The 20,942-nt window shown below is 59.5% G+C and carries 19 protein-coding genes; 14 read left to right on the top strand and 5 right to left on the bottom strand.

What is annotated here, in order from left to right; genetic code table 11:
* Nucleotides 1-309: 309 nt before the first annotated feature.
* Genes DQG18_RS14950 through DQG18_RS14940 form a run of 3 tightly spaced genes read left to right on the top strand, consistent with a single transcriptional unit; the run spans nucleotide 310 to nucleotide 4,576 of the window.
* Complete coding sequence (locus DQG18_RS14950) at nucleotides 310-1,335, top strand: ABC transporter substrate-binding protein (RefSeq protein WP_116655052.1); 1,026 nt, start codon at nucleotides 310-312, stop codon at nucleotides 1,333-1,335.
* Nucleotides 1,332-3,536: an ABC transporter permease gene (locus DQG18_RS14945; RefSeq protein WP_245958491.1), complete on the top strand. Its 2,205-nt coding sequence runs from the start codon at nucleotides 1,332-1,334 to the stop codon at nucleotides 3,534-3,536. Before DQG18_RS14950 ends, DQG18_RS14945 begins: the two co-directional genes overlap by 4 nt.
* A gap of 14 nt (nucleotides 3,537-3,550) precedes the next feature.
* On the top strand, nucleotides 3,551-4,576 hold the full coding sequence (locus tag DQG18_RS14940; RefSeq protein ID WP_116655051.1) for an ABC transporter ATP-binding protein: 1,026 nt from the start codon (nucleotides 3,551-3,553) through the stop codon (nucleotides 4,574-4,576).
* 137 nt (nucleotides 4,577-4,713) lie between these two features.
* Here the strand turns inward: DQG18_RS14940 and DQG18_RS14935 are convergent, their stop codons facing one another.
* Nucleotides 4,714-5,598 carry a LysR family transcriptional regulator gene (locus tag DQG18_RS14935; RefSeq protein ID WP_116655050.1) on the bottom strand — a complete coding sequence of 295 codons (885 nt, stop codon included), beginning with the start codon at nucleotides 5,596-5,598 and terminating at the stop codon, nucleotides 4,714-4,716.
* Nucleotides 5,599-5,695: 97 nt separating this feature from the next.
* Between DQG18_RS14935 and DQG18_RS14930 the strand changes: the two genes are divergently transcribed.
* Nucleotides 5,696-7,192: a CoA-acylating methylmalonate-semialdehyde dehydrogenase gene (locus DQG18_RS14930; protein ID WP_116655049.1), complete on the top strand. Its 1,497-nt coding sequence runs from the start codon at nucleotides 5,696-5,698 to the stop codon at nucleotides 7,190-7,192.
* A 234-nt stretch (nucleotides 7,193-7,426) separates the two neighbouring features.
* Here DQG18_RS14930 and DQG18_RS14925 read toward each other — a convergent pair whose 3' ends face one another.
* Nucleotides 7,427-7,957: an Lrp/AsnC family transcriptional regulator gene (locus tag DQG18_RS14925; RefSeq protein ID WP_116655074.1), complete on the bottom strand. Its 531-nt coding sequence runs from the start codon at nucleotides 7,955-7,957 to the stop codon at nucleotides 7,427-7,429.
* 233 nt (nucleotides 7,958-8,190) lie between these two features.
* Here DQG18_RS14925 and DQG18_RS14920 point away from each other — a divergent pair, with 233 nt between their 5' ends.
* The 9 genes from DQG18_RS14920 (at nucleotide 8,191) to DQG18_RS14880 (ending at nucleotide 16,166) form a co-directional block, all read left to right on the top strand.
* Complete coding sequence (locus DQG18_RS14920; protein WP_116655048.1) at nucleotides 8,191-9,225, top strand: ABC transporter substrate-binding protein; 1,035 nt, start codon at nucleotides 8,191-8,193, stop codon at nucleotides 9,223-9,225.
* A 21-nt stretch (nucleotides 9,226-9,246) separates the two neighbouring features.
* Nucleotides 9,247-10,320 (top strand): ABC transporter ATP-binding protein, encoded by a 1,074-nt coding sequence (locus DQG18_RS14915; RefSeq protein ID WP_116655047.1) that lies wholly within the window; start codon nucleotides 9,247-9,249, stop codon nucleotides 10,318-10,320.
* A gap of 1 nt (nucleotide 10,321) precedes the next feature.
* A complete protein-coding gene (locus DQG18_RS14910) occupies nucleotides 10,322-11,197 on the top strand; it encodes an ABC transporter permease (RefSeq protein ID WP_245958490.1) in 876 nt (291 codons plus the stop codon).
* On the top strand, nucleotides 11,194-12,009 hold the full coding sequence (locus tag DQG18_RS14905; protein ID WP_116655045.1) for an ABC transporter permease: 816 nt from the start codon (nucleotides 11,194-11,196) through the stop codon (nucleotides 12,007-12,009). Before DQG18_RS14910 ends, DQG18_RS14905 begins: the two co-directional genes overlap by 4 nt.
* 19 nt (nucleotides 12,010-12,028) lie before the next feature.
* Entirely contained in the window at nucleotides 12,029-12,970 is a 942-nt protein-coding gene (locus tag DQG18_RS14900; RefSeq protein WP_116655044.1) for a 2-hydroxyacid dehydrogenase, read from the top strand.
* A 96-nt stretch (nucleotides 12,971-13,066) separates the two neighbouring features.
* Nucleotides 13,067-13,747: a cupin domain-containing protein gene (locus DQG18_RS14895; RefSeq protein ID WP_116655043.1), complete on the top strand. Its 681-nt coding sequence runs from the start codon at nucleotides 13,067-13,069 to the stop codon at nucleotides 13,745-13,747.
* Nucleotides 13,748-13,750: 3 nt separating this feature from the next.
* Nucleotides 13,751-14,548, top strand: coding sequence for an SDR family oxidoreductase (locus DQG18_RS14890; protein ID WP_116655042.1), 798 nt, complete (start codon nucleotides 13,751-13,753; stop codon nucleotides 14,546-14,548).
* Nucleotides 14,549-14,564: 16 nt separating this feature from the next.
* Nucleotides 14,565-15,398, top strand: coding sequence for a 5-deoxy-glucuronate isomerase (locus tag DQG18_RS14885; RefSeq protein WP_116655041.1), 834 nt, complete (start codon nucleotides 14,565-14,567; stop codon nucleotides 15,396-15,398).
* 48 nt (nucleotides 15,399-15,446) lie between these two features.
* The gene (locus tag DQG18_RS14880) at nucleotides 15,447-16,166 is read left to right on the top strand and encodes a FadR/GntR family transcriptional regulator (protein WP_245958489.1); all 720 of its coding nucleotides are present in this window, start codon (nucleotides 15,447-15,449) and stop codon (nucleotides 16,164-16,166) included.
* A gap of 154 nt (nucleotides 16,167-16,320) precedes the next feature.
* On the opposite strand, the gene DQG18_RS14875 is transcribed toward DQG18_RS14880, so the two are convergent.
* The 3 genes from DQG18_RS14875 to DQG18_RS14865 all read right to left on the bottom strand — a co-directional run bounded on the left by DQG18_RS14875 (nucleotide 16,321) and on the right by DQG18_RS14865 (nucleotide 19,819).
* Nucleotides 16,321-17,349 carry an SH3 domain-containing protein gene (locus DQG18_RS14875; RefSeq protein ID WP_116655039.1) on the bottom strand — a complete coding sequence of 343 codons (1,029 nt, stop codon included), beginning with the start codon at nucleotides 17,347-17,349 and terminating at the stop codon, nucleotides 16,321-16,323.
* A 259-nt stretch (nucleotides 17,350-17,608) separates the two neighbouring features.
* Nucleotides 17,609-18,601, bottom strand: coding sequence for an AraC family transcriptional regulator (locus tag DQG18_RS16660; protein WP_116655038.1), 993 nt, complete (start codon nucleotides 18,599-18,601; stop codon nucleotides 17,609-17,611).
* 138 nt (nucleotides 18,602-18,739) lie between these two features.
* Nucleotides 18,740-19,819 (bottom strand): helix-turn-helix domain-containing protein, encoded by a 1,080-nt coding sequence (locus DQG18_RS14865; RefSeq protein WP_116655037.1) that lies wholly within the window; start codon nucleotides 19,817-19,819, stop codon nucleotides 18,740-18,742.
* Nucleotides 19,820-19,908: 89 nt separating this feature from the next.
* Here DQG18_RS14865 and DQG18_RS14860 point away from each other — a divergent pair, with 89 nt between their 5' ends.
* Entirely contained in the window at nucleotides 19,909-20,820 is a 912-nt protein-coding gene (locus tag DQG18_RS14860; RefSeq protein WP_116655036.1) for an SH3 domain-containing protein, read from the top strand.
* Nucleotides 20,821-20,942 lie beyond the last annotated feature (122 nt).

Below are 20,942 nucleotides of genomic sequence, written 5' to 3'. Positions count from 1 at the left end.
GGCCACAGAATAATCCATTGAAGACTATAGATAATTCGGAACATTTGAGCGGATTTAGAAAGGTGCCCACCTCAGAACACGATATTCGCGCTCGGCAATTGCAATCCTGTGCACACGGTCTTGGTCTGCTCCTGCACAAAGAGCATCGCTTGGTTTGGGACTGATTTTATCCGGGCGACACGTCAATTCCCGGGACGCATGGTATTGCACACCATTGCAATGCTGCTAAGCTCAACTGTCTGGAATCCTCGGGAGGGGGGCCAGCAACAATGGCCACCATGAACTGGCCGATACTGGGAGAGAGAAATCATGATCCGCACCATAGCCGTTTCAGGTCTCGCCGCTGCGTCTTTATTGGGCGCTGCGGGCGTGGCAAATGCGCAGTCGGGCGAACTCGTGCTGTACTGCGCCGCCGACGAGGGCATCTGCCGCCTGCTGACCGAAACGTTCCAACGCGAAACCGGCATCAACGTCCTGATGACGCGCAAATCCTCGGGCGAGACCTATGCCCAGATCAAGGCCGAGGAAGGCCAGCCGCGCGGCGACGTGTGGTGGGGCGGCACTGGCGATCCGCATTTGCAGGCCGCGCAGGAAGGCCTCACATCGGTCTATGAATCGCCGATGCTGGCAGAACTTCAGGATTGGGCGGTCCGCCAGGCCGAAACCGCCGATTACCGCACAGTGGGTGTCTATGCTGGCGCGCTGGGCTTCGGGTACAACACCGATCTGATCGACCCCGCGAGCGAAAACGCCCCCAAATGCTGGGCCGACCTTATCGATGAGACCTATCGCGACGAAATCCAGGTCGCAAATCCAAATTCGTCCGGCACCGCCTATACTCTTTTGGCGACTCTGGTTCAGCTGATGGGCGAAGATGAAGCCTTCGAGTATCTGACGGCGCTCGATGACAATATCGCACAATATACGAGCTCCGGCTCGGCTCCGATCCGGGCGGCCGGCACGGGAGAAACCAGCATCGGGATCGTCTTCATGCACGACGCCGTCGCGCAGGCGGTTGCGGGCTCCCCGATCCAGGCCGTCGCTCCCTGCGAGGGAACCGGCTATGAAGTCGGCTCGATGAGCATCATCGAAGGTGGCCCGAACCCGGAAAATGCCCGCCTGTTCTATGACTGGGTGCTCACCCCCGCCGCACAGGAGCTCGGTGCCCAGGCGAACTCCTTCCAGGTTCCCTCAAACACCAATGCCGCCACGCCCGAGCAGTCCCCCAATCTAGAGGACATCCGGCTGATCGACTATGATTTCGCGCTCTACGGCTCGTCCGAGGAACGCAACCGCCTGCTCTCGCGCTGGGATGCGGAGATCGGCTCACGGTGAGAACCGGGCTGGTTCTGCTGAACCGGATCGGCGGTCTATGGCTTCTTCTGGGGCTGGCCGCCGTTCTGGTTCTGCCGTGGTATAAAGTCCCCCCTCCCGATATGGGCGGAGGTCCATCCCTTTTCGGAACTGCGCTCACGGAAGCGTTGATCGGGCGTTGGTGGTTATTACCACCCATACTCGCTGCGCTTGCGTTTGCCGCAGTGCGCATCCTGGCCGGCGAGCGCTGGCAGGCACACCGTCTCGTACCGTGGATTGCAGGGATTACCGCCGTCCTTTACCTCGCTCAAGCGTTTGGCATCGGGCTTCGCGGCCCGGCCATCGGCGGCATTTCCCTGCTCTTTCCGATGGCGGAAGCGGGACAGCCGGGGCTCGGACCGGGCGGCTTTGTCTTCGGCATTGCCCTCACCGGCATTATCGCCGAGGCGCTCGCCGTGCGCGGCTTTTGTCGCGGCGAGCGCTTTGCCGCCAATGCCGTGGTCTTTATCGTCGTCCTTTTGTCCCTCTTTGTCTTCTTCCCCATTCTGAGGCTGGGATCGGCCGCCCTTTTTTCTCCCGACGGCATCTTCCAGCCGGGGCTTTTCATCACCCGTTTGACGGCTCCCGACCTCTGGGGGCTCAATTGCCTCATCGGTGACGGCAGATGCGGCGTGGTGATCAATACGCTCATGCTGGGCATTCTTTCGGGCATCTTCTCGACTGCCCTGGGCCTTGCGCTGGCTTTGATCGTCGCGCGCACGGGGTTCCGCTTCAAGGGCGCGCTCCGGGCAGTCTCGATCTTGCCCATCATCACGCCACCCTTCGTCGTCGGTGTCGCCATCATCGTTTTGTTCGGACGCACGGGCGTCGTGACCGGCTGGCTCGATTTCCTTTTCGATGTACCCCGTACGCGCTGGGTCTATGGCCTGCCGGGTATCCTTCTGGCGCAGGTCCTCGCTTTCGCGCCGATCACCTTCCTTGTCCTGCTCGGCACGGTCGAGGCCATAAACCCCACGCTGGAAGAAGCCTCGAAGACCCTCGGCGGCAAGCCGCTTGCGACCTTCCGCACGGTCACCTGGCCGCTGCTGCGTCCGGGTATCGCCGCCGCTTTCCTTCTCGCCTTTATCGAAAGCCTTGCCGATTTCGGCAATCCGATCGTGCTCGGGGGCGGATATGACGTGCTTTCGATCCGCATCTTCTTTGCCGTTGTAGGCGCCAGATATGATCTGGGCAACGCTTCGGTTCTCGCCATCATATTGCTGACGCTCACTCTGAGCGCTTTCTGGCTGCAGACACGCTGGCTGGGCAAGAAGTCCTATGTGACGGTGACCGGAAAGTCCGATGCGGGTCTTTTTGCGCCGCTGCCCGGTCCAATCAAAACCGCCGCCTATCTTGCCATGATCCCATGGGTGCTTTTTACACTCGGCGTATACGCCATCGTCGTCATCGGCGGATTTGTCAGCGACATCGCCCGTTTCGATCTGGTCCCGACCTTCCGTCATCTGAGTACCGCATTCTCCTTCGAGATCGGCGCCACAGGGCTCGAGCTTTACGGCTCTGCATGGGATTCGCTGCGTACAACGCTACTGGTATCGGCCATCGCCGCGCCGCTGACCACCGCGGTTGGCATCCTGACCGCTTACCTGATCTCGCGCCAGGATTTTGCCGGCAAGGGCGCCTTCGAGTTCGGGACCATGCTCAGCTTCGCCATTCCGGGCACTGTGGTCGGCGTATCCTATGTCGCGGCGTTCAATGTGCCGCCCGTCGACATCACGGGCACGATGGCGATCCTCGTCATCTGCTTCATGTTCCGCAACATGCCGGTCGGAATGCGCGCCGGCATCGCAGCCCTTTCCCAGATCGACAGATCAATGGAGGAGGCCAGCCAGACCATGGGCGCGAGCGGGCTTTCGACGTTGCGCACCGTCGTGCTGCCCCTCATACGTCCCGCCATTTTTACCTCCATGGTCTATGCCTTCGTTACGGCCATGACTGCGGTATCGGCGGTTATTTTCCTCGTCAGCGCGCGCCATAACATGGCGACGGCCTATATCATGGGACGGGTCGAGAACGGCGAGTATCCCCTTGCCATCGCCTATTCGGCGGTCCTGATGATCATCATGATCGTCTCGATCGTCATCATCCAGCTTCTCATCGGCCGACGCCAACTCGGGCGACGCAGTGAACTTCAGAATACGCCTCCCGCCATTCCGGCAGAATAGGATTCCGCATAACCATGACTGAAAAAGCCATCGAGTTTGCCGACGTCGTCAAGCGCTATGGGACGGTCACGGCAGTTGACCGTATCAGTTTTTCGATCGAACGCGGTGAGCTGGTCACCTTCCTTGGCCCGTCCGGTTGCGGCAAGACGACCTCGCTTCGGTTGATCGCGGGCCTTGAGCTGCCCAGTGAGGGCGTGGTGCGCATTGCAGGCGAGGACGTATCGACCCGCGCCGCCTCCGAACGCAATGTCGGCATGGTCTTTCAGTCCTACGCCCTTTTCCCCCATATGAGCGTCATCGAGAACGTCGCCTATGGCCCGACCATTCGCGGCGGCGACAAGAAGGCGGCGGCCGATCGCGGTTACGAAATTCTCGCAATGCTCGGTCTCGAAGGTCTTGGGAAAAGGCTGCCGTCCGAGCTTTCAGGCGGCCAGCAGCAGCGGGTCGCGGTCGCGCGCGCCATCGTGCAGCAGCCTGACGTGCTGCTGTTCGACGAACCGCTATCGAACGTGGATGCCAAGCTGCGCCGAAGGGTCCGGCAGGAGATCCGCGACCTCCAGCGAAGGTTCAATCTCACCGCCGTTTATGTCACCCACGACCAGGAGGAGGCGCTGGCGGTCTCCGACCGCATCGTCGTCATGAACCAGGGCAGGATCGCGCAGATCGGCACGCCGGCCGAACTCTATAACCAGCCCAATTCGAGGTTCGTCGCCGACTTCATCGGCGACGCCAACCTTATCGAGGGCCACGTGGAAGGGGGCAGGTTCAAGGCGGGCGACCTCACGCTTGCCGTCGACGGCTCGCCAGACAGGCCGAAAGCGACCGTATCGGTCCGCCCCGAGCGTATCGTTTTTGACGGCGGCGCGGTCCGGGCGAAGGTGCGCGACGCAACCTATCTGGGCTCACGTTACGAATATTCGCTAGAAACCAGCTTCGGGAGCCTTCTGGCCTCCGCACCCATCGTGTCAACACCGCTGTCTCCCGGGACCGAAGTGGGCATCACCGTCCCCCCCGACGGCTTTACCCTCCTCAAAAACTGAGCGATTCTGGGAACGCGAAAAGAGACGCGCAGCGAACCCAGGTTGCTGCGGCGCCAGAGTGCATGGGCACACCCATCAGCCGCATCCCGGAAACATGCTATCCACGGCCATGAGCCGTGCCTGTCTGCCGTGATTTTTCAGCGGAAATCGTCTTTGGCCGCCATCACCTCCCCGACGATAAAATCGGCCACCAGAGCGACGCGGGATATGGCGCGCAGATCCTCGTGCATGACGAGCCAGTAGCTGCGCTCGAAGGTGAGAGCGGGAAGCACCGGCAAGAGGTCGGCACAGGATCGGGCGATATAGCCGTGGAGGATGCCGATTCCGGCCCCTGCCCGCACCGCTTCGGTCTGTCCGGTCGCACTCGACACCTCGATATCGGAGCGCCAATCCTTCCAGAGTTCGCGCGAAAAATTCAGCGAGGGGGTAAAGATCAGGTCCTCGACATAACCCACCAGCCGATGCCCGCCGAGATCCTCCACCCGTTGCGGTGCCCCGTACCGGTCGAGATAATCGCGCGAGGCGTAAAGCCCGAGGCTGTAGTCGACCAGCTTGCGCGCCACCAGCCGCCCTTCGGTGGGCCGCTCGACGGTGATCGCGATATCGGCCTCGCGGCGCGACAGCGAGAAACTGCGCGGCACCGGCACGAGCTGGACGGTGAGCCCGGGATGCCTGTCCATCAGTTTGCCGAGCCGTCTGGCAAGAAACGCCACCCCGAATCCGTCGGGCGCACCGATCCGCACGCTACCGGCAACCGCTCCGCCCGACTGACCGACTTCCCCCTGCGCCTCGAGCATGGCGCTCTCCATGATCTCGGCCCGGTCCAACAGAGCTTCGCCCTCGGCGGTCAGGTCACAGCCCCTGGTCCGGCGTGTGAAGAGCCGCACGCCAAACGTCTCTTCGAGCGCGTTCAGCCGGCGCGCCACGGTCGCATGATTAAGCCCCAAAGCGCGGGCGGCGCCAAGAATCTGACCGCTCCGGGCGATAGCGAGGAATATGCGTACGTCGTCCCAGTTCTGCATGGCTCTACTTTTCGCATATTGGATGCGGAAATATTGGCATTGTCGCAGCGAAAAGCAAAGCTCATGCTAGGGTCAGAGAATTTTGGGAGACTTCAGCATGCGTATGATCGGACATTTCATCGACGGCAAGCAGGTGGCGGGCACATCCGGACGCCACGCCGATGTCTTCAATCCCGCGACGGGCGAAATATCCGCCAAGGTCGCGCTCGCCTCGGCGGATAACCTCGATGCGGCCATTGCCGCCGCACGCGCGGCCCAGCCGCAATGGGCCGCCACCAACCCCCAGCGCCGCGCCCGTGTCTTTTTCCGCTTCGTCGATCTCATCAATCGCCACATGGACGAGTTGGCGGCACTTCTCTCCTCCGAGCATGGCAAGACGGTCGAGGATTCCAGAGGGGACATCCTGCGCGGCTTGGAGGTGGCCGAGTTCGTCTGCGGCATTCCGCATCTCCAAAAGGGCGAGTTCACCGAAGGCGCCGGGCCGGGTATCGACATGTATTCCCTGCGCCAGCCCGTTGGGATCGGCGCCGGCATCACCCCCTTCAACTTTCCGGCCATGATCCCGCTATGGATGTTCGCACCGGCCATCGCAGCCGGAAACGCCTTTATCCTCAAGCCTTCCGAACGCGACCCTTCCGTCCCCATGCGGCTGGCTGAGTTGATGACGGAGGCGGGACTGCCCCAGGGCATTCTCAACGTCGTCAACGGCGACAAGGAAACCGTGGATGGTATCCTCGGGCATGACGAGATCGGCGCCGTGTCCTTTGTCGGCTCCACCCCCATCGCCCGCTACGTCTATGCGACGGCCGCGCAGAACGGCAAGCGCGTGCAGGCTTTTGGCGGCGCCAAGAACCACATGATCGTCATGCCCGACGCCGACATGGACAAGACCGTCGATGCCCTGATGGGTGCGGGCTATGGCTCGGCCGGAGAGCGCTGCATGGCGATTTCGGTGGCCGTGCCGGTGGGCGAGGAAACGGCGGACCGGCTGGTCGCCGCGCTGGCTCCAAAGATCGAGGCCCTGAAGATCGGCCCCTACTCCGACGCCCAGAGCGAAATGGGACCGCTGATCACCAAGGCGGCCCAGGAGCGGGTGCTCTCGCTGATCGACAGGGGCGTCCAGGAAGGGGCCAGGCTCGTCGTCGACGGTCGCGGCTTCAAACTTCAGGGCTATGAGAACGGGCATTTCATCGGCGGCACGCTATTCGACCACGTCACACCGGACATGGACATCTACCGCGAAGAAATCTTCGGCCCGGTGCTCTCCGTCGTGCGCGCCAAATCCTATGACGAGGCGCTCGAGTTGCCCATGAAGCACGAATACGGCAACGGGGTCGCCATCTTCACCCGTGACGGCGACACCGCGCGCGATTTTGCCACGCGCGTCAATATTGGCATGGTGGGCATCAACGTGCCCATCCCCACGCCGATGGCCTACCACTCCTTCGGCGGCTGGAAGGCATCGGCCTTCGGCGATCTCAACCAGCACGGCACCGACTCGATCAAGTTCTGGACCCGGACCAAAACCGTAACCTCCCGCTGGCCCTCCGGCGCAAAGGAAGGCGCCCAGTTCGCCATGCCGACCATGGAGTAGTATCGAATAGATAAGGAGATGCCGGGCCCAGGCGGCTGACGTTGCCCGCCGGATGCCCACCACTATGTGGGTTCCAGTCGTCCACCCGCCATTTCCGGTTGCAACATTGGCGGCCAGATCAGAAATCTGTCGATAACAGATGAGAGGCGCAACGCCTGGATGGCTGCCGACCGCCCGGGCTTGACCACGAAAGCGATGATTTATCCGCTTTGCGGGACATGGTTTTCTTGCGCCTCAAAATCGGGGATTGGCTTCTGGCAGCAGCAGCCATGCCAGATCGGGTGAGCCGCGCTTGACCGATTTTGTGACGACATAGGTGTAATAGCGCTGCACCCCCACACCAGCTTCAAGCATGCCCTCGACCAGGTCCTGATAGTGGGCGACGCTCCGGCAGACCACGCCTATTGTATAGTCTATTTCACCACCGAGCGCCTCGCAGTCCACTATCCAGTTAGCCTCCTTCACATAGGTCTCGAACCTGCTGAAGGTGTGGCTGCGGTGAGATTCGAGCACGATCTGAGTTCGGAAAAACTGCAAGCCCGCCAACAGGTCCCCCCGCAAAGTCGCGTGGTAGGAAGCAATCAAGCCCGAATGCTCGAGTCTGCGCACCCGCTCGAAGCACGCGCTGGCCGAGAGGTTAACCCGCTTTGCAAGATCCGACTTGGAAATGCGCCCCTCGTTTTGAAGAATGGAGAGCATTTTCAAGTCGACTGCGTCGAGGTCCAGCCGGCCCAGGAAGAAGCGCCTATGTGCCGTACGTTCCATACTCATACCCTACCTGCACTATTTTCGCTCAATGGCGATATCAGAATAAAGTTTAGCCAACCTGTCGGCGCTCGCGATGGTTGAAACATCGGCCCTGTCCACCAAAACCGAAATATAATCGGTTTAGCAAGCCAAGTTCCAACTTTTCTTCGGCAGCACCCTGCTAAAATGGTGCTCAAGCTGGACTGTGAGCCAGTGATTGACTTTACGGGAACGTCAAGAAGGGGAATTCGATGAAGTTTAAGCTCGCACTGCTGGCCTCGATCGCAACCGGGGTGTTCGCAGCCACAGCCACGGCACAGGAGGTTCTTTATGTCGCTGGCAATGGTGGCTCACAAGAAGAACTAATGCGCGCAGAAATTTTCCCGGCCTTTCAGGAGGCAACCGGGGTGGAAATCGTCTACGTCGCTGGCAATTCCGCCAACGTGCTCGCGCGGCTGCTGGCCCAGCAGAACAACCAGGAAATCGACGTGGCCATGATGAACACCGGGCCGATGAGCCAGGCCATCGAACTGGGCATCTGCGGCGATCTCGACATCGGGGCGCACGAAGATAACATCTACGATTACGCCAAATTTTCCTCCGGCAAAGCCGTCGGGTTCGGTTCCGTTGCACTGGGTCTGGCCTATAATACGGAGACGTTCGCAGAAAACGAATGGGACGCCCCCACGTCGTGGACTGAACTCCAGGACGAAAAACACAAGGGCAGGATCGTTTTCCAACCGCTCAACAATACCAATGGTCTTCTGGCGCTCATCAAGATCGCTCAGATCAATGGCGGTGGCGTGGACAACATGGATCCCGGCTTTGCCGTCATGGAAGAGAATATCGCGCCCAACGTTCTCAGCTTCGAGCCGTCATCGGCCCGGCTGGCCGAAATGTTTCAGAGCGGCGAGGTCGACCTGTCCGTCTGGTCCTCGACCCAGGTGAAGGTGCTCGCGGAAACCGGTTTCCCTATTGAGCTCGCTTATCCCCAGGAAGGCGCAATGGTCATCTCCAACGATGTTTGCGCGATCGCCAAGGACGAGCCCAATCCGGCGGCTCAGGAATTCATCAACTTCCTGATCTCGCCCGAAATCCAGGAAACCCTGGCAAAAAATCTCGGCTTCAGCCCGACCAACAAACTGGCCGAACTGACTGAAGAGGAAGCCGTCGGCATTCCATATGGCGAGGAACAGGTCAGCCTTCTCGAGAACGTCGATTGGGACGTGGTGAACCAGAACCGCGAGGACTGGGACCGCCGTTGGGTCCGCGAGATCGAACGCTGATCAGCAGGACGCCGATTTTAGATGACACGTTCCAACGCAGCCACGAACACCGGCCATGCCTATCTCGAACTTGCGTCCCTGACTAAGCGATATGGGCAGATCACCGTTGTCGACAGTCTGACCTTGGATGTTCGGAAGGGAGAGTTCCTCTCCCTTCTCGGTCCTTCCGGGTGCGGCAAAACCACTACCCTGCAAATGATCGGCGGATTTGTTGAACCGACGTCGGGAAACATCCGACTGCAGGACAGGGATCTCGTCCGCACGCCGCCGAGCAAGCGCGGTCTGGGCATGGTATTTCAAAGCTATGCGCTATTCCCTCACATGACCGCGGCGCAAAACGTTGCTTACGGATTGGAAGTCCGGCGCGTGGGACGCGCCGAATGTGAGGAGCGGGTTGCCAGAGCTCTGGATCTGGTCGGGCTCGCAAAATTTGGCGACCGATATCCCCGGCGCATGTCGGGTGGACAGCAGCAGCGGGTCGCCCTGGCCCGGGCATTGGTGATCGAACCCTCGATCCTGCTTCTCGATGAACCGCTTTCCAATCTCGACGCAAGTCTGCGCGAAGAAATGCAGGTTGAACTTCGCCGGATTCAACAGGTGACCGGAACAACAACAATTTTGGTTACACACGATCAGAACGAGGCGATGGCTCTTTCTGATCGCATCGTTGTGATGCGTGCCGGTCAGGTTGAGCAGATCGGACGTCCCGAGCAGGTTTACGAACATCCGCAAACGGATTTCGTTGCACAGTTCCTCGGAAAGACCAATCTGGTCAGCGCGTCTGTAAGGACTGTGAATGGCGTCAAGGAGATCGTGATCGGCGATCAGAGCTTTGCCTGCGATACCGCTCTTCCCGAAGGCCCGGTCCGGATTGCGATACGTCCTGAAAAGATGCGGCTCGCGTCCAGTGGAATACCGGGAATCGTCAAAAACCGCGTCTTCCAGGGCACCCTATGGCTTCTCGAAATTACGAGTGAGCACGGCACCATTCTCGTCCAGCAGCCCAATGTGGGCACTCCGCCGCCGCGCATCGGATCGGCTTGCCATCTCGATCTGGATGGACGCGACATCCATACCTTCGGCACAGGAGTGTAGCGTGAGCGATACACTCGACTTCCGGCGTATCCCGTGGTCGCCCTTCCTGTTGGCCTTGCCAGCAGTCGTCGTATTTTTCGGCTTTCTGTTGGCGCCGTTGTTGTCGACGGCAATTCTGTCGCTGCAGGCATTCAGCCTCTACACCGGCATTCAGAACGTTTACAACCTTGCCAACTACATTGAGATTTTTTCGGACAACTATTTCTTTGAGATATTTGCACGAACGGCCAGAATTGCGGTCCTGACGACAGTATTGGCGATCGTCGTGGGTGCCCCGGAAGCCTATATCCTGATGCGTATGCGGGCGCCGTGGCGGGGGCTGTTTTTGTTGGTCGCGCTTGGACCTCTCTTGATCTCCGTGGTGTCCCGTACACTGGGCTGGGCCCTTCTTTTCGGCTCGAACGGGCTGATCAATGAAACGCTCATGGCTCTCGGCCTTGTCGAAAGCCCGGTCGCGTTGATGTACACCGAATTTGCGGTCGTGATCGCGCTAACGCATGTGCTGATGCCGTTCATGATCATCTCGGTGATGGTCACGCTGCAGCGCCTCAATCCACAGATCGAGAATGCGTCATTGTCGCTGGGCGCAAGCGGGTTCACAACGCTGCGCAGGGTGGTGATCCCCCAGATGGTGCCTGGCATTCTCGCCGGCTCCATTATCGTCTTCGCCATGGCCGCCAGTGCCTTTGCGACACCGCAGATCATCGGCGGCAGGCGGCTCAAGGTTATCGCAACCCTTGTCTATGACGAGTTCCTCTATTCTCTCAACTGGCCCCTGGGCGCGGCGCTCGCCATGCTTTTGTTCGCGGCCGTAATCGGCGTCACCGTCGGCTGCAACGCCCTGGCCGAACGCTACTTTGCGAGGATCTACAGATGAGAGGCCGCAATGGATTTTGGGCATTGGCATTTCACACCCTGTTCGTGATCTTCGTGCTTGCACCGATCGCGGTGGTCTGTCTTATCGCATTCACTCCGGAGTCTTACCTGGCGATGCCGACCAACGGGTTCTCGCTACGCTGGTTCGAGGCCCTGCTGGACAATCGGGATTTCGTGACCTCGTTTCAGACGAGCCTGATGCTCGGCCTGCTCTCGGCCAGCGCCGCCGCGCTTGTCGCCATTCCTGCCTCGATCGCAATCGTGCGCTACCGGTTTCCTGGCCGCCTCTTTCTTTTGACCTTGTGCATGTCGCCCCTGATGATCCCCTCGATCGTCCTCGGCGTGGCGTTCCTGCGGTATCTGTCTCAGATCGGGCTGGGCAGCACCATGCCCGGACTGATCCTGAGCCACGTCATCATAATCCTGCCCTTTATCCTGCGGACCGTGATGAACTCCTTTGGATCGCTGGACCCGGCACTCGACAATGCGGCCGCTTCGCTCGGCTCCTCGCCCTGGACGACCTTCAGGCGGGTCACCTTTCCGCTGATCGTCCCGGGGGTGGTAAGCGGCTGGATCCTGGCCTTCATCACCAGCTTCGACGAAGTGACCATGACCATCTTCATCGCGTCGCCGGGACTGACCACGCTGCCGGTCAGATTGATGCTCTATATCGAGGATTCCATCGACCCGCTGGTCGCCGCCGTCTCGGCCGTGCTGATTGCCCTGGCTGTTCTGACCATGCTGATCATCGACAGACTGTTCGGCCTCGACAAGATCCTGATCGGCAATATCGACTCCGACAAGAATTCCTAGCGTATATTCAGAAAGAAACATGATGAAAGTCCTGATCAAATCCGGGCCCGAGGAGAACTTTCCGCTCTGGGCAGAGTGCTTCAAGAAGGCAGATCCCTCCCTGGACGTTCATTTCTGGAGCGACAAGTCCGTAGATCCTGCCGATGTCGGATATGTGATGGTATGGGAGCCCCCGCAGGGCTGGCTGGCCAGCCTGCCCAATCTTGAGGTCGTGTTTTCCTCAGGCGCCGGGGTCGACCATATCACCAAGGACCCGTCCTGGCCCGAAGCTCTGCCGCTCGTGCGTATGGGGGGAGCCGACATGGCCCAGCGTATGGGAGAATTTGTTGTCTGGTCAGCGCTCTCGTTGCTGCGTGACACGCGCGATTTTGCTCTGGGCCAGGCGGCCCATGAATGGCGCTACAAGGAAGTCGAGCATTCCGCCCCCCAAAGGACTGTCGGCATAATGGGGTTGGGCAATCTCGGTGTCGGCTCGGCCCGGATGTTGTCCGCCGTTGGCTTCAATGTGAGGGGCTGGTCGCGGACTGCAAAAGACATCGAAGATCTCGAAACCTTTGCGGGTCCCGCAGAATTCGAGGCGTTCCTGTCCGGTGCCGATATCGTGGTGTGTCTGCTTCCCGCCACAGCCGAGACCAAGGGGCTGCTTGATGCCACCGCCTTTGCGGCGATGCCGCGCGGAGCCGGGATCATCAGCGTTGGTCGTGGCCAGCACCTGGTCGAAAGCGATCTCATCGCAGCTCTCGACAACGGTGGGTTGAGCGGCGCGGTTCTGGACGTGTTCGACAAGGAACCGCTCGCAGGAGACAGCCCGCTTTGGGATCACCCCAGGATCATAGTCACCCCGCACATCGCTTCGACGCCGAGCCGGCAGGAGAAAGCCGACTTCGTGGCGGCCTCGATCGAGCGACACAAAAACGGGCAAGCGCTCTCCAACGTCTTTGAGGCCGGGCGCGGTTACTGATCCCGGCGCTGAATAGGGCACGCAACCACACCTTCGCTCCGCTCATCTGAGGAGCGAGGGGCACCATGTACAATTGAACAAGGATATAGAACAACCATGACTGCCAGCATCACGCACATCTTCAACATCGATGCTGTGTCTGAAACGCCGCCTGTCGGCGTTCTGCTCGACGACAAGGATCATGGCGTGACCTGCACCGCCATCAACGCACAGGTTGACGGCCGGCCGCTCGATGACGGGTCGCATTTCGTAATCGTCAAATCTGGCGAGCTTGTATTGGAAGGATCGGACCGGCAGCCGGTCACGGTCCGGGTGGGTCAAGCCTGCATGGTGCCGTCGGGAGCCGGGTGGACGCTTACATCGACACCCGAAATAAGTGCGGTGCACGTCGCGGCGGCTGGAGAGCATGGTGCCGGCTCTCCCGTACTTCTCGATCCCGCGTCTCCGCCAGCCATGGCCACATGCGACCCCACGCCCGCTTCGCTGCTGACCTCCGAAACACCTGAGCAAGCCGACGTGACCGTTGCCAGCGGCGCTCGAGGGCAGATGAATGCCGGCGCCTGGAGCACGACGGCGTATTCCCGAGTTCCGATTGCCTTTCCCAAGCACGAGATCATGTATCTGCTCGAGGGCAACCTCACTTTGACTGAACAAGACGGTAGCCGCCACGCGTTCGGCGCGGGGGACGTGTTTCTTGCCGTCAAGGATACCGTTTTCGATTGGCAGACCGATGGATTGACCAAGATCTACCTCACATTCACGCCCAAGGCCGGCTGACCCATGACGATCGAGGCCGAAACGATGGACCCGGGCGCAAGAGGGGCGTTCGATCTGAGCGGCCGCATGGCGCTCGTCACGGGCGGAGGCTCCGGCCTGGGCTTTGCAATGGCAACCGCCCTTTGCCAGCACGGAGCCAGCGTTGTGCTGGTGGGCCGTGACGGCAAAAAGCTCGACAATGCCGTCTCCGAGTTGACCAGGCACGGTCACGCGGCGCGAGCGGAGATCTGTGACCTGGTCGATGCCGATGCGACCGAGGCTCTGCTCGAAGGCATCGACAGGCGCGGCGAGGTGATCGATATCCTGGTCAACAACGCGGGGGTCCAGCATCGCCAGCCATTGACCGAAATAAAGGATGCAGATTGGGACCGGGTTCTACTCACCAATCTCACTGTCCCGTTTCGGCTCGCGCGGACCGTTGGCCGCTCCATGATCGCGCGCCGATCCGGCAAGATCATCAACACTCTCTCTGTCCTTGCCGACCTTGGGCGGTCTTCGGTCGTGCCCTATGCGGCGGCCAAGGGCGGGCTCAAGATGTTCACGCGGGGGCTCGCGACCGAGTTCGGTCCTGCCAATATTCAGGTCAACGGCATAGCACCGGGCTATTTCGCCACCGACATGAACGCGGCACTTGTCGCGGACGACCAATTCTCGGGCTGGCTTCTGGCGCGGACACCCATGCGGCGCTGGGGTAAGCCAGCGGAACTTGGCGGCGCCGCCGTATTCTTAGCATCACAAGCATCCGATTTCGTCACCGGCCACGTGCTGACCGTGGACGGGGGCCTGACGGCATCGGTCTGAAACAGGGGACAAAATCATGACCAATTTAATCCGCCACACCACCGACAGGCACAAGCCGATAGTCGACGCCGGGAACGCATTGCTGGACGATGTCTATTTCGATCTCGTTCACCTCGAACCCGGCGAGGAAAATACTGTAAGCGTTCCGGGCTTCGAGCTTGTCCTCGTTGTTCAATCTGGCGCATGCACGATAACCTGCGACGACGAGGTCTTCCGCGACGTCGGCCGCCGGACCGACATCTGGAGCGGCAAGGCGGATTCGGTCTACGCCGGAACGGCTGAAACGATCCGGATCACAGCCGGTGGGGAGGGATGTGCCCTGGCAATTGCGGGAGGCGCCTGCCCCGAGCCATATGCCCCATTTCGTGTCACGCCCGAGGAAGTCGAAAGCGTCGTGGTGGGCTCGCCGGAAACCAAATCGAAGCGCGAGATCTTTCACATTCTCGGCCAGAACGGAAATGGCAGGGCAGGCAATCTTCTTGTCAGCGAACTCTATGCCGAGGATGGATGCTGGTCAGGCTACCCCCCTCACAAGCATGATACCGCCCGAGACGGCGAAACCAACCACGCCGAACTCTACCATTACAGATTTAACCCGCCGAGCGGTTTCGGTGCGCAGCTGCATTACGATTCCCAGGATGCTCGCGCCGAAATAATTCGCGACGGCGATACCTACCTCCTGCCGACCGGTTATCATCCGACCGTAACCTCACCGGGGCATCGCGCGTATGTATTCACGATATTGGTGGGGCGGGACCAGCGCGGGCTTGTTCAGTATTTCGATCCTGATCATGCGCATCTGATCGACTACATCCCAGGGCTTGCGGGAATGCGCGACAAATTCAAATAATACGGGGCGGCGGTCGAGATATCGGCCACTCTGCTCAGGAAGGATGTCGTGGACAAGATCAATATACGACCGGCACGAAAACAACGGTTGGCTGAAGTTATTTATGGCCAGATCTTGGAGCAGATCCTGGCTGCAAAACTCAACGAGGGCGACAAGCTGCCATCGGAGGCAGAGCTGGCGGTAAGCTGTGGCGTGTCACGTTCGGTCGTACGCGAAGCGCTGATGCGGTTGCAGGCCGACGGTCTGGTCAATGCGAAGAAAGGTATCGGTACGTTCGTGTCCACCCGGCCATCCCAAAGGCTGACCGAATTTGCCGAACCGGCTGAGATATCGGGATATCTGCGCTCGCTTGAGCCGCGCATCGTTCTGGAGGCGGAAGCTGCACGGCTGGCAGCACAAAGACGCACGGTGCCCCAATTATCGGCGATCAGGGAAGCAAACGAGGCGCTGCGCAAAGCGATCGAAAAAGGTGACGTTGGTCGAGAAGAGGACCTTGCTTTTCACGAAGCCATCGCAAAAGCGGCTGGAAATGAGTACTTTATTACCCTGCTCAAGCAAATTCGCCGTCCGGTGAGCCAGACAGTGGCAATAGGGCTGCAACTGGCACAGACCCGCACACTCGAACGTCGCAACCGCGTGATCGAGGAACATGCGAAAATCTATTCTGCCATCGCGTCGGAAGACGCCGAAGGTGCGGCAACATACATGCGCTACCATTTGCTTCAGGCACGCACCGGCTTGATCGATATGCACCACCTGGAAAGGTAGTCAATTCGGCTCGCTCGCCCTTTAGCCTGGCACGCCATGCAACCACCTTTCTCGCGAGTGGCTAGATCATTTCACGTTTTGATTGAACCGGCACAGAGCAGCGCGATCCATCCCCAATCGCCGTGCAGGCGACCTTCCGATCGCCCGGTGGAGATCAACCACCAAAAATTACCGCATCGGGAATAATGTAACTTTCGGCCCCATTGTCGATCGTAACCGATGTCTCATCGCCGGAATGCTCATAGTTAAATGTCGTGACGGCCGATTGCGGGCTGACCATGCCGTCAGAGAAGGCAATGACCCGGACAAAGCCATTGGGCAACGTGATGAAGACCGTCGCGATACCTGGCTGACCGCGAGTGACCCCGAATTCGCAGTTCGTGGCTGCCGAATTCGCCTCGATCACACATGGAATGGAGCCGACCGCATGGTAGTTCGTCCCTTCCACCATCGCATCGCCTTCAGGATCGGTCGGATAGCCTTCGCGGAGATAGCGGTGGGAAACCCAGCCGATCAGGCCATCGCCATCAGTTGCCGTCACCTGGCACCAGATTGTAGTGCGGGGTTGAGCGCAGTCGCCATTCTTCAGGATATCACCATTGCGGACCGTGCCGATGACCGCATGATCGGTTCCAGGCCCTGAGCGCACGTTGAGCCGATCGGCAGAAGACAGCCCATCGACCCTCCAATAATCGGGGCCACCCATCAGGCCGTCCGCATAGTCCCCCTGCGGCGCATCGGCTGTCTCGGCCCGCGCGGGTGCAGGCCCAGAACCCACCGCTCCATCACCCAATGTGACGGTGAGCGTCATGTCCGAAGAGCCTGTCTCAGCGGCCTGTCCAACGAGCAGCAACCGGATGACATATTCGCCGTCTTCCGGTAGTATTTGGGTGTGTGTCCTCTCGCCGGTCATGCTGCTGTAAAGACCGCCCGCATCACCTGATTTTGCGAGAACAAAGTTGGCCGAAGGGGTGACTGCCTCCAGGGCAATGGTCACCGACTGCCCGGCCATACCCTCGAAAGTATAGCCGTAGACGTCCTTGCCAACAATCATATGCTCGACAATCGCGCGACCGGAGCCAGCGGGAAAATCTATCGGTTCGGTGGGTATGACCAGTTGCGCATGCGCTGGCACAACAAGGCCAGCCACTAAAGCCAATACCAATGCATGAATCTTAAGCATCCCGGTCCTCGGGTTCAGATTGCAAGGTCAGAAGGCAATCCGCGACAAAAAACCAGATGGGCCATGGTCGCAACTGCGTCCACGGCAAGCAATCCAAGATTTATGTCTTGCCCGCCATCATAAACAAGGACGTGCCATCATCCGGGAAAATTACTACGTCTCCAGGGAAAGCGATATCCATATCACGCAACAAAATATCCATTTATCGAATAGGCCATAACGACATTCCGTATTCTTAAGCAGGCGGAAAGGCAGAGCTTCAACCGGGAACACCCCGGGCCAAGCGTGCAGTTCGAAATGTGGCAGATGGCGTTTCACCGAACCGGCGACGGTATTCGAGTGAGAACCGCCCCAAGTGCATGATCCCGCAGTCGCAAGCGATTTCAGTCACCGAGCCCTGCATCCCGATCTTCAAGCACTCTCGGGCACGGTCGAGGCGAACCGACGACAGGTACTGACGGGGAGTGCCTTCACCTTGGTCGCGGAAAGACTTTTGAAGTGATCTCAAGCTGACACCAACGGCAGAAGCGACTGAGGCGACGGTGATGGGGCTCGCATAGTGCTCCTGAATAACCTGCTTGGCTTTCCTGACGATCACCGCATCCAGGTTCGTGCTGGAGGACCCCAGAACAAGGCTTCCGGTATCCACGAGAAACTGCACCATCATTTCCTGTAGCAACGGCACTGCAAGCCGGTCTCGGCGCGTGTTGAAGGCAGGATCGCCACGACGTCGCTCATCCAGAACATATTGCACCAGGCCGATCAGGGGCAGGTCACGTCCGGTCAGGCCATCTGACGACAAGACCATTTGCAGCGGAGGAGAAAGGCGTCGTTCGTTTCCGGTTTCGAGAAAACTGTCCAAGCTCTCGAGAGACATCGTCACAGCCACCCCGGAAACCGGGGCGCCCTGCCCGCCGAAATGAAGCCAAAACTGACCGGGTGAAGAGATGCTCCCTACGCCATGGGCCGCAGCAGTCTGCCCGGCATCTGCCAGCTGCCCCAACTGGCCAGAGAATGTGCGTTCATAGCCTATGAAATCAGCGCGTGGCAGCCGTATTACACAATCGGTGACATCAAATCGGGTCAGCGACATGGTGCCGTCACCAACCAGCCCGCCAGAAGCCGAGAAATGACCGTCGTCCTGATCGTCGAATCGCGGAAATTGAATCCCGTCCGCTACTCCCTTGTAGGCAAGCAGAAGACCCGAAGACTCCAAGTCCTGTTCGATATGCGAAGCACGTATCTTGTACATGGCGGAAGGCCCCGCGCTTGTATTCCGATCCCGTCTAAAGCCTTTCCTGTTTTGATGGAATCAAAACGGGGTCTCTAAGTCTTTGATTTATCGCGTTTCCGAACCGAATAAGTGGTAGCCACTTATTCTGGAAACGCTCTAGGCGCCTTGAAAGCGTCGGCGTGTCTGGACAGGCGACTCTCCGAAGCGTTTCCGGTATTCACCCGCAAATCGGCCCTGATGGGCAATGCCGCACGCCTGTGCCACAGCCCCAATCGAGATTTGCGGTGTACCAATGAGCAGCCGCCTAGCCCGATCAAGCCGCAACCGGGACAGGAACTGGCGCGGCGTCTGGTCGGTGTGACGCCGGAAGGACAACTCAAGCTGGCGCAATCCCACTTGGGCCGCAGCGGCAACATCTGACATCCTCAACGGCTCCGCATACCGCGTCCGCATGAATTCCTGGGCACGCCGCAGAGCGTCCAATTCCATGTCACCGACGCCGGCCGCCACAAGCAACGCTCCTGTCGACTTCAACAGCGCGACGAAGGTGTCAACAAGCAGAGCCTCCATCAGCCGGCCAACGCGGCTGGCCGTTCCTGAACCGTAATAATCAAAATTGGAAATAACATGCGCGACCAAGCTGCGCAGCTCAGCATCAGCGTTCGTCTCGGTAACCTGGCTGACAATGACATCTTGCAAGGCTCCAACACGGAAATCCTGAGCACTTTCCAGATAACTGTCGAGTTCACGCATGTTCAGCGTGGCGGCCATACAACCGGTGTGAAAACTGGAAGGCTTGACCGACATCTGAACGGGCCGAGGACCAACGATAACGGCGGACGCCCCGTTCAGCTCCACATCTATGGACGACGAGACATACGACGCGCTTCCCAAACCGACGCGCTCGTACCGGATAGTGTCTTCAGCAGGAAGATGAAGGCTGACATTGCTGCATTCGCCCATTGAGACAGTTACCGCCCCTGAGCCAAGCTGCCCCCCCTTCATGCCGAAATATCCGTCAACAGTATCGGAAAACCGAAACATTTTCAGGCCAGCAGCCGCCTCCCCATAGACGTCTAACAGGCCGAGGCGATCAAGGTCTGCCTCGAGAGTCCGACCACGTAGCACCAGCATGCGCACCTCATTGCCGCCAACGGGTGTCGAAGTAGAGAATGAGAGTAACGCTTGTGAGCTTTGATGGTCCAGAGATTTGTTCGGAAATCGGATATTGTTCATACGCGTTTCGGATTGCCGTCCTTGGTACAAGGAATAGACTTGCTTGAGAACAGCTAGTGCTGTCCTGAAACATTCGAGGTGGCGGAATCATGAAAATGCAACGCAACTACACAATTCTTGCTGCCTTGCTGACAGGCATCCTGTCTGTTGCACCGGCAATCGCGGCGTCCCCGCCGCTGTGGGTGCCCTTTGCCATCGACACAGCAAACGGACCGGGAGATAAGACGCCCCACCATCGCATTCTACTGGCACAGTCAGGGCCGGATTTTTATCAGGTTTCAGGTCTGAACGCCGGAGACACCTTGAACGTTCGCAGCGGTCCTGGAACCGGATACCGAGTACTGGGCGTTGTGCGGCAAGGCGAAGTGGTCCGCAATCTGGGATGCAGGGACTCCGGCGCTCCGCGCTGGTGCCAGATCGAGAACCAGGCCGGTACGCTGCGAGGCTGGGCCTCCGGCCGCTATTTGCGGGAAGCGGGAGGCTTTCCCAGCGGCGGGGGCAATGCCGATGTCCCAGAAATTCTTCGGCGTACGAGTGGCGAAATCGAGGTTATGTGGGCGTCTGGCTGTACAATGCTTTACAATCAGAACGGCCGCCAAATCCAGGCCGGCGGCACCTGCAACAGCAATCAGAGGTCTCGATCGGATGATGCTGTCCTGAGGTTCCTCAACGAGCAAGGGGCGGGCGGAGACGACGGCTTCAACAATGGCGGCCAGCCAATACGGCTCAGTGGTGTTGGGTCCTTTGTCGGCGGCGGGCCAATTTCTGGCTCGATACAAAGCAACAATGGCCGCAACTGGGCGCTTGTCATAACTGGCGCGGGCTTTACCTGCACCGGCAGTATGACCAATCCTGCCGTTGATACCTCGCAGACCCCGCGCATCAACTGCACGGATGGGCGATCCGGGCTGGCGATCATTCAGCGCAACAGCAATGGTCGAACCTATACGCTGACTTTCAATCTATCGGATGCGAGCGGCGGCTTGATTACCATGAACTGATACCAACGGCTTTGGCGTGTGACTCTCGGGGGATTCCCAAACTGGCGGGTTGCTGATTCGATAGCGGGGAAGGAGATTCGCTCATGCCCGGATCGATACGATTGCGACAGGACTATTCCGCC

Origin of the sequence: Pelagibacterium sediminicola, from assembly GCF_003390885.1 — a bacterium.
Classification (GTDB): Bacteria; Pseudomonadota; Alphaproteobacteria; order Rhizobiales; family Devosiaceae; genus Pelagibacterium; species Pelagibacterium sediminicola.
Note: the sequence above shows the minus strand (reverse complement) of the source record. Positions and strands in the feature narration are given on the sequence as shown.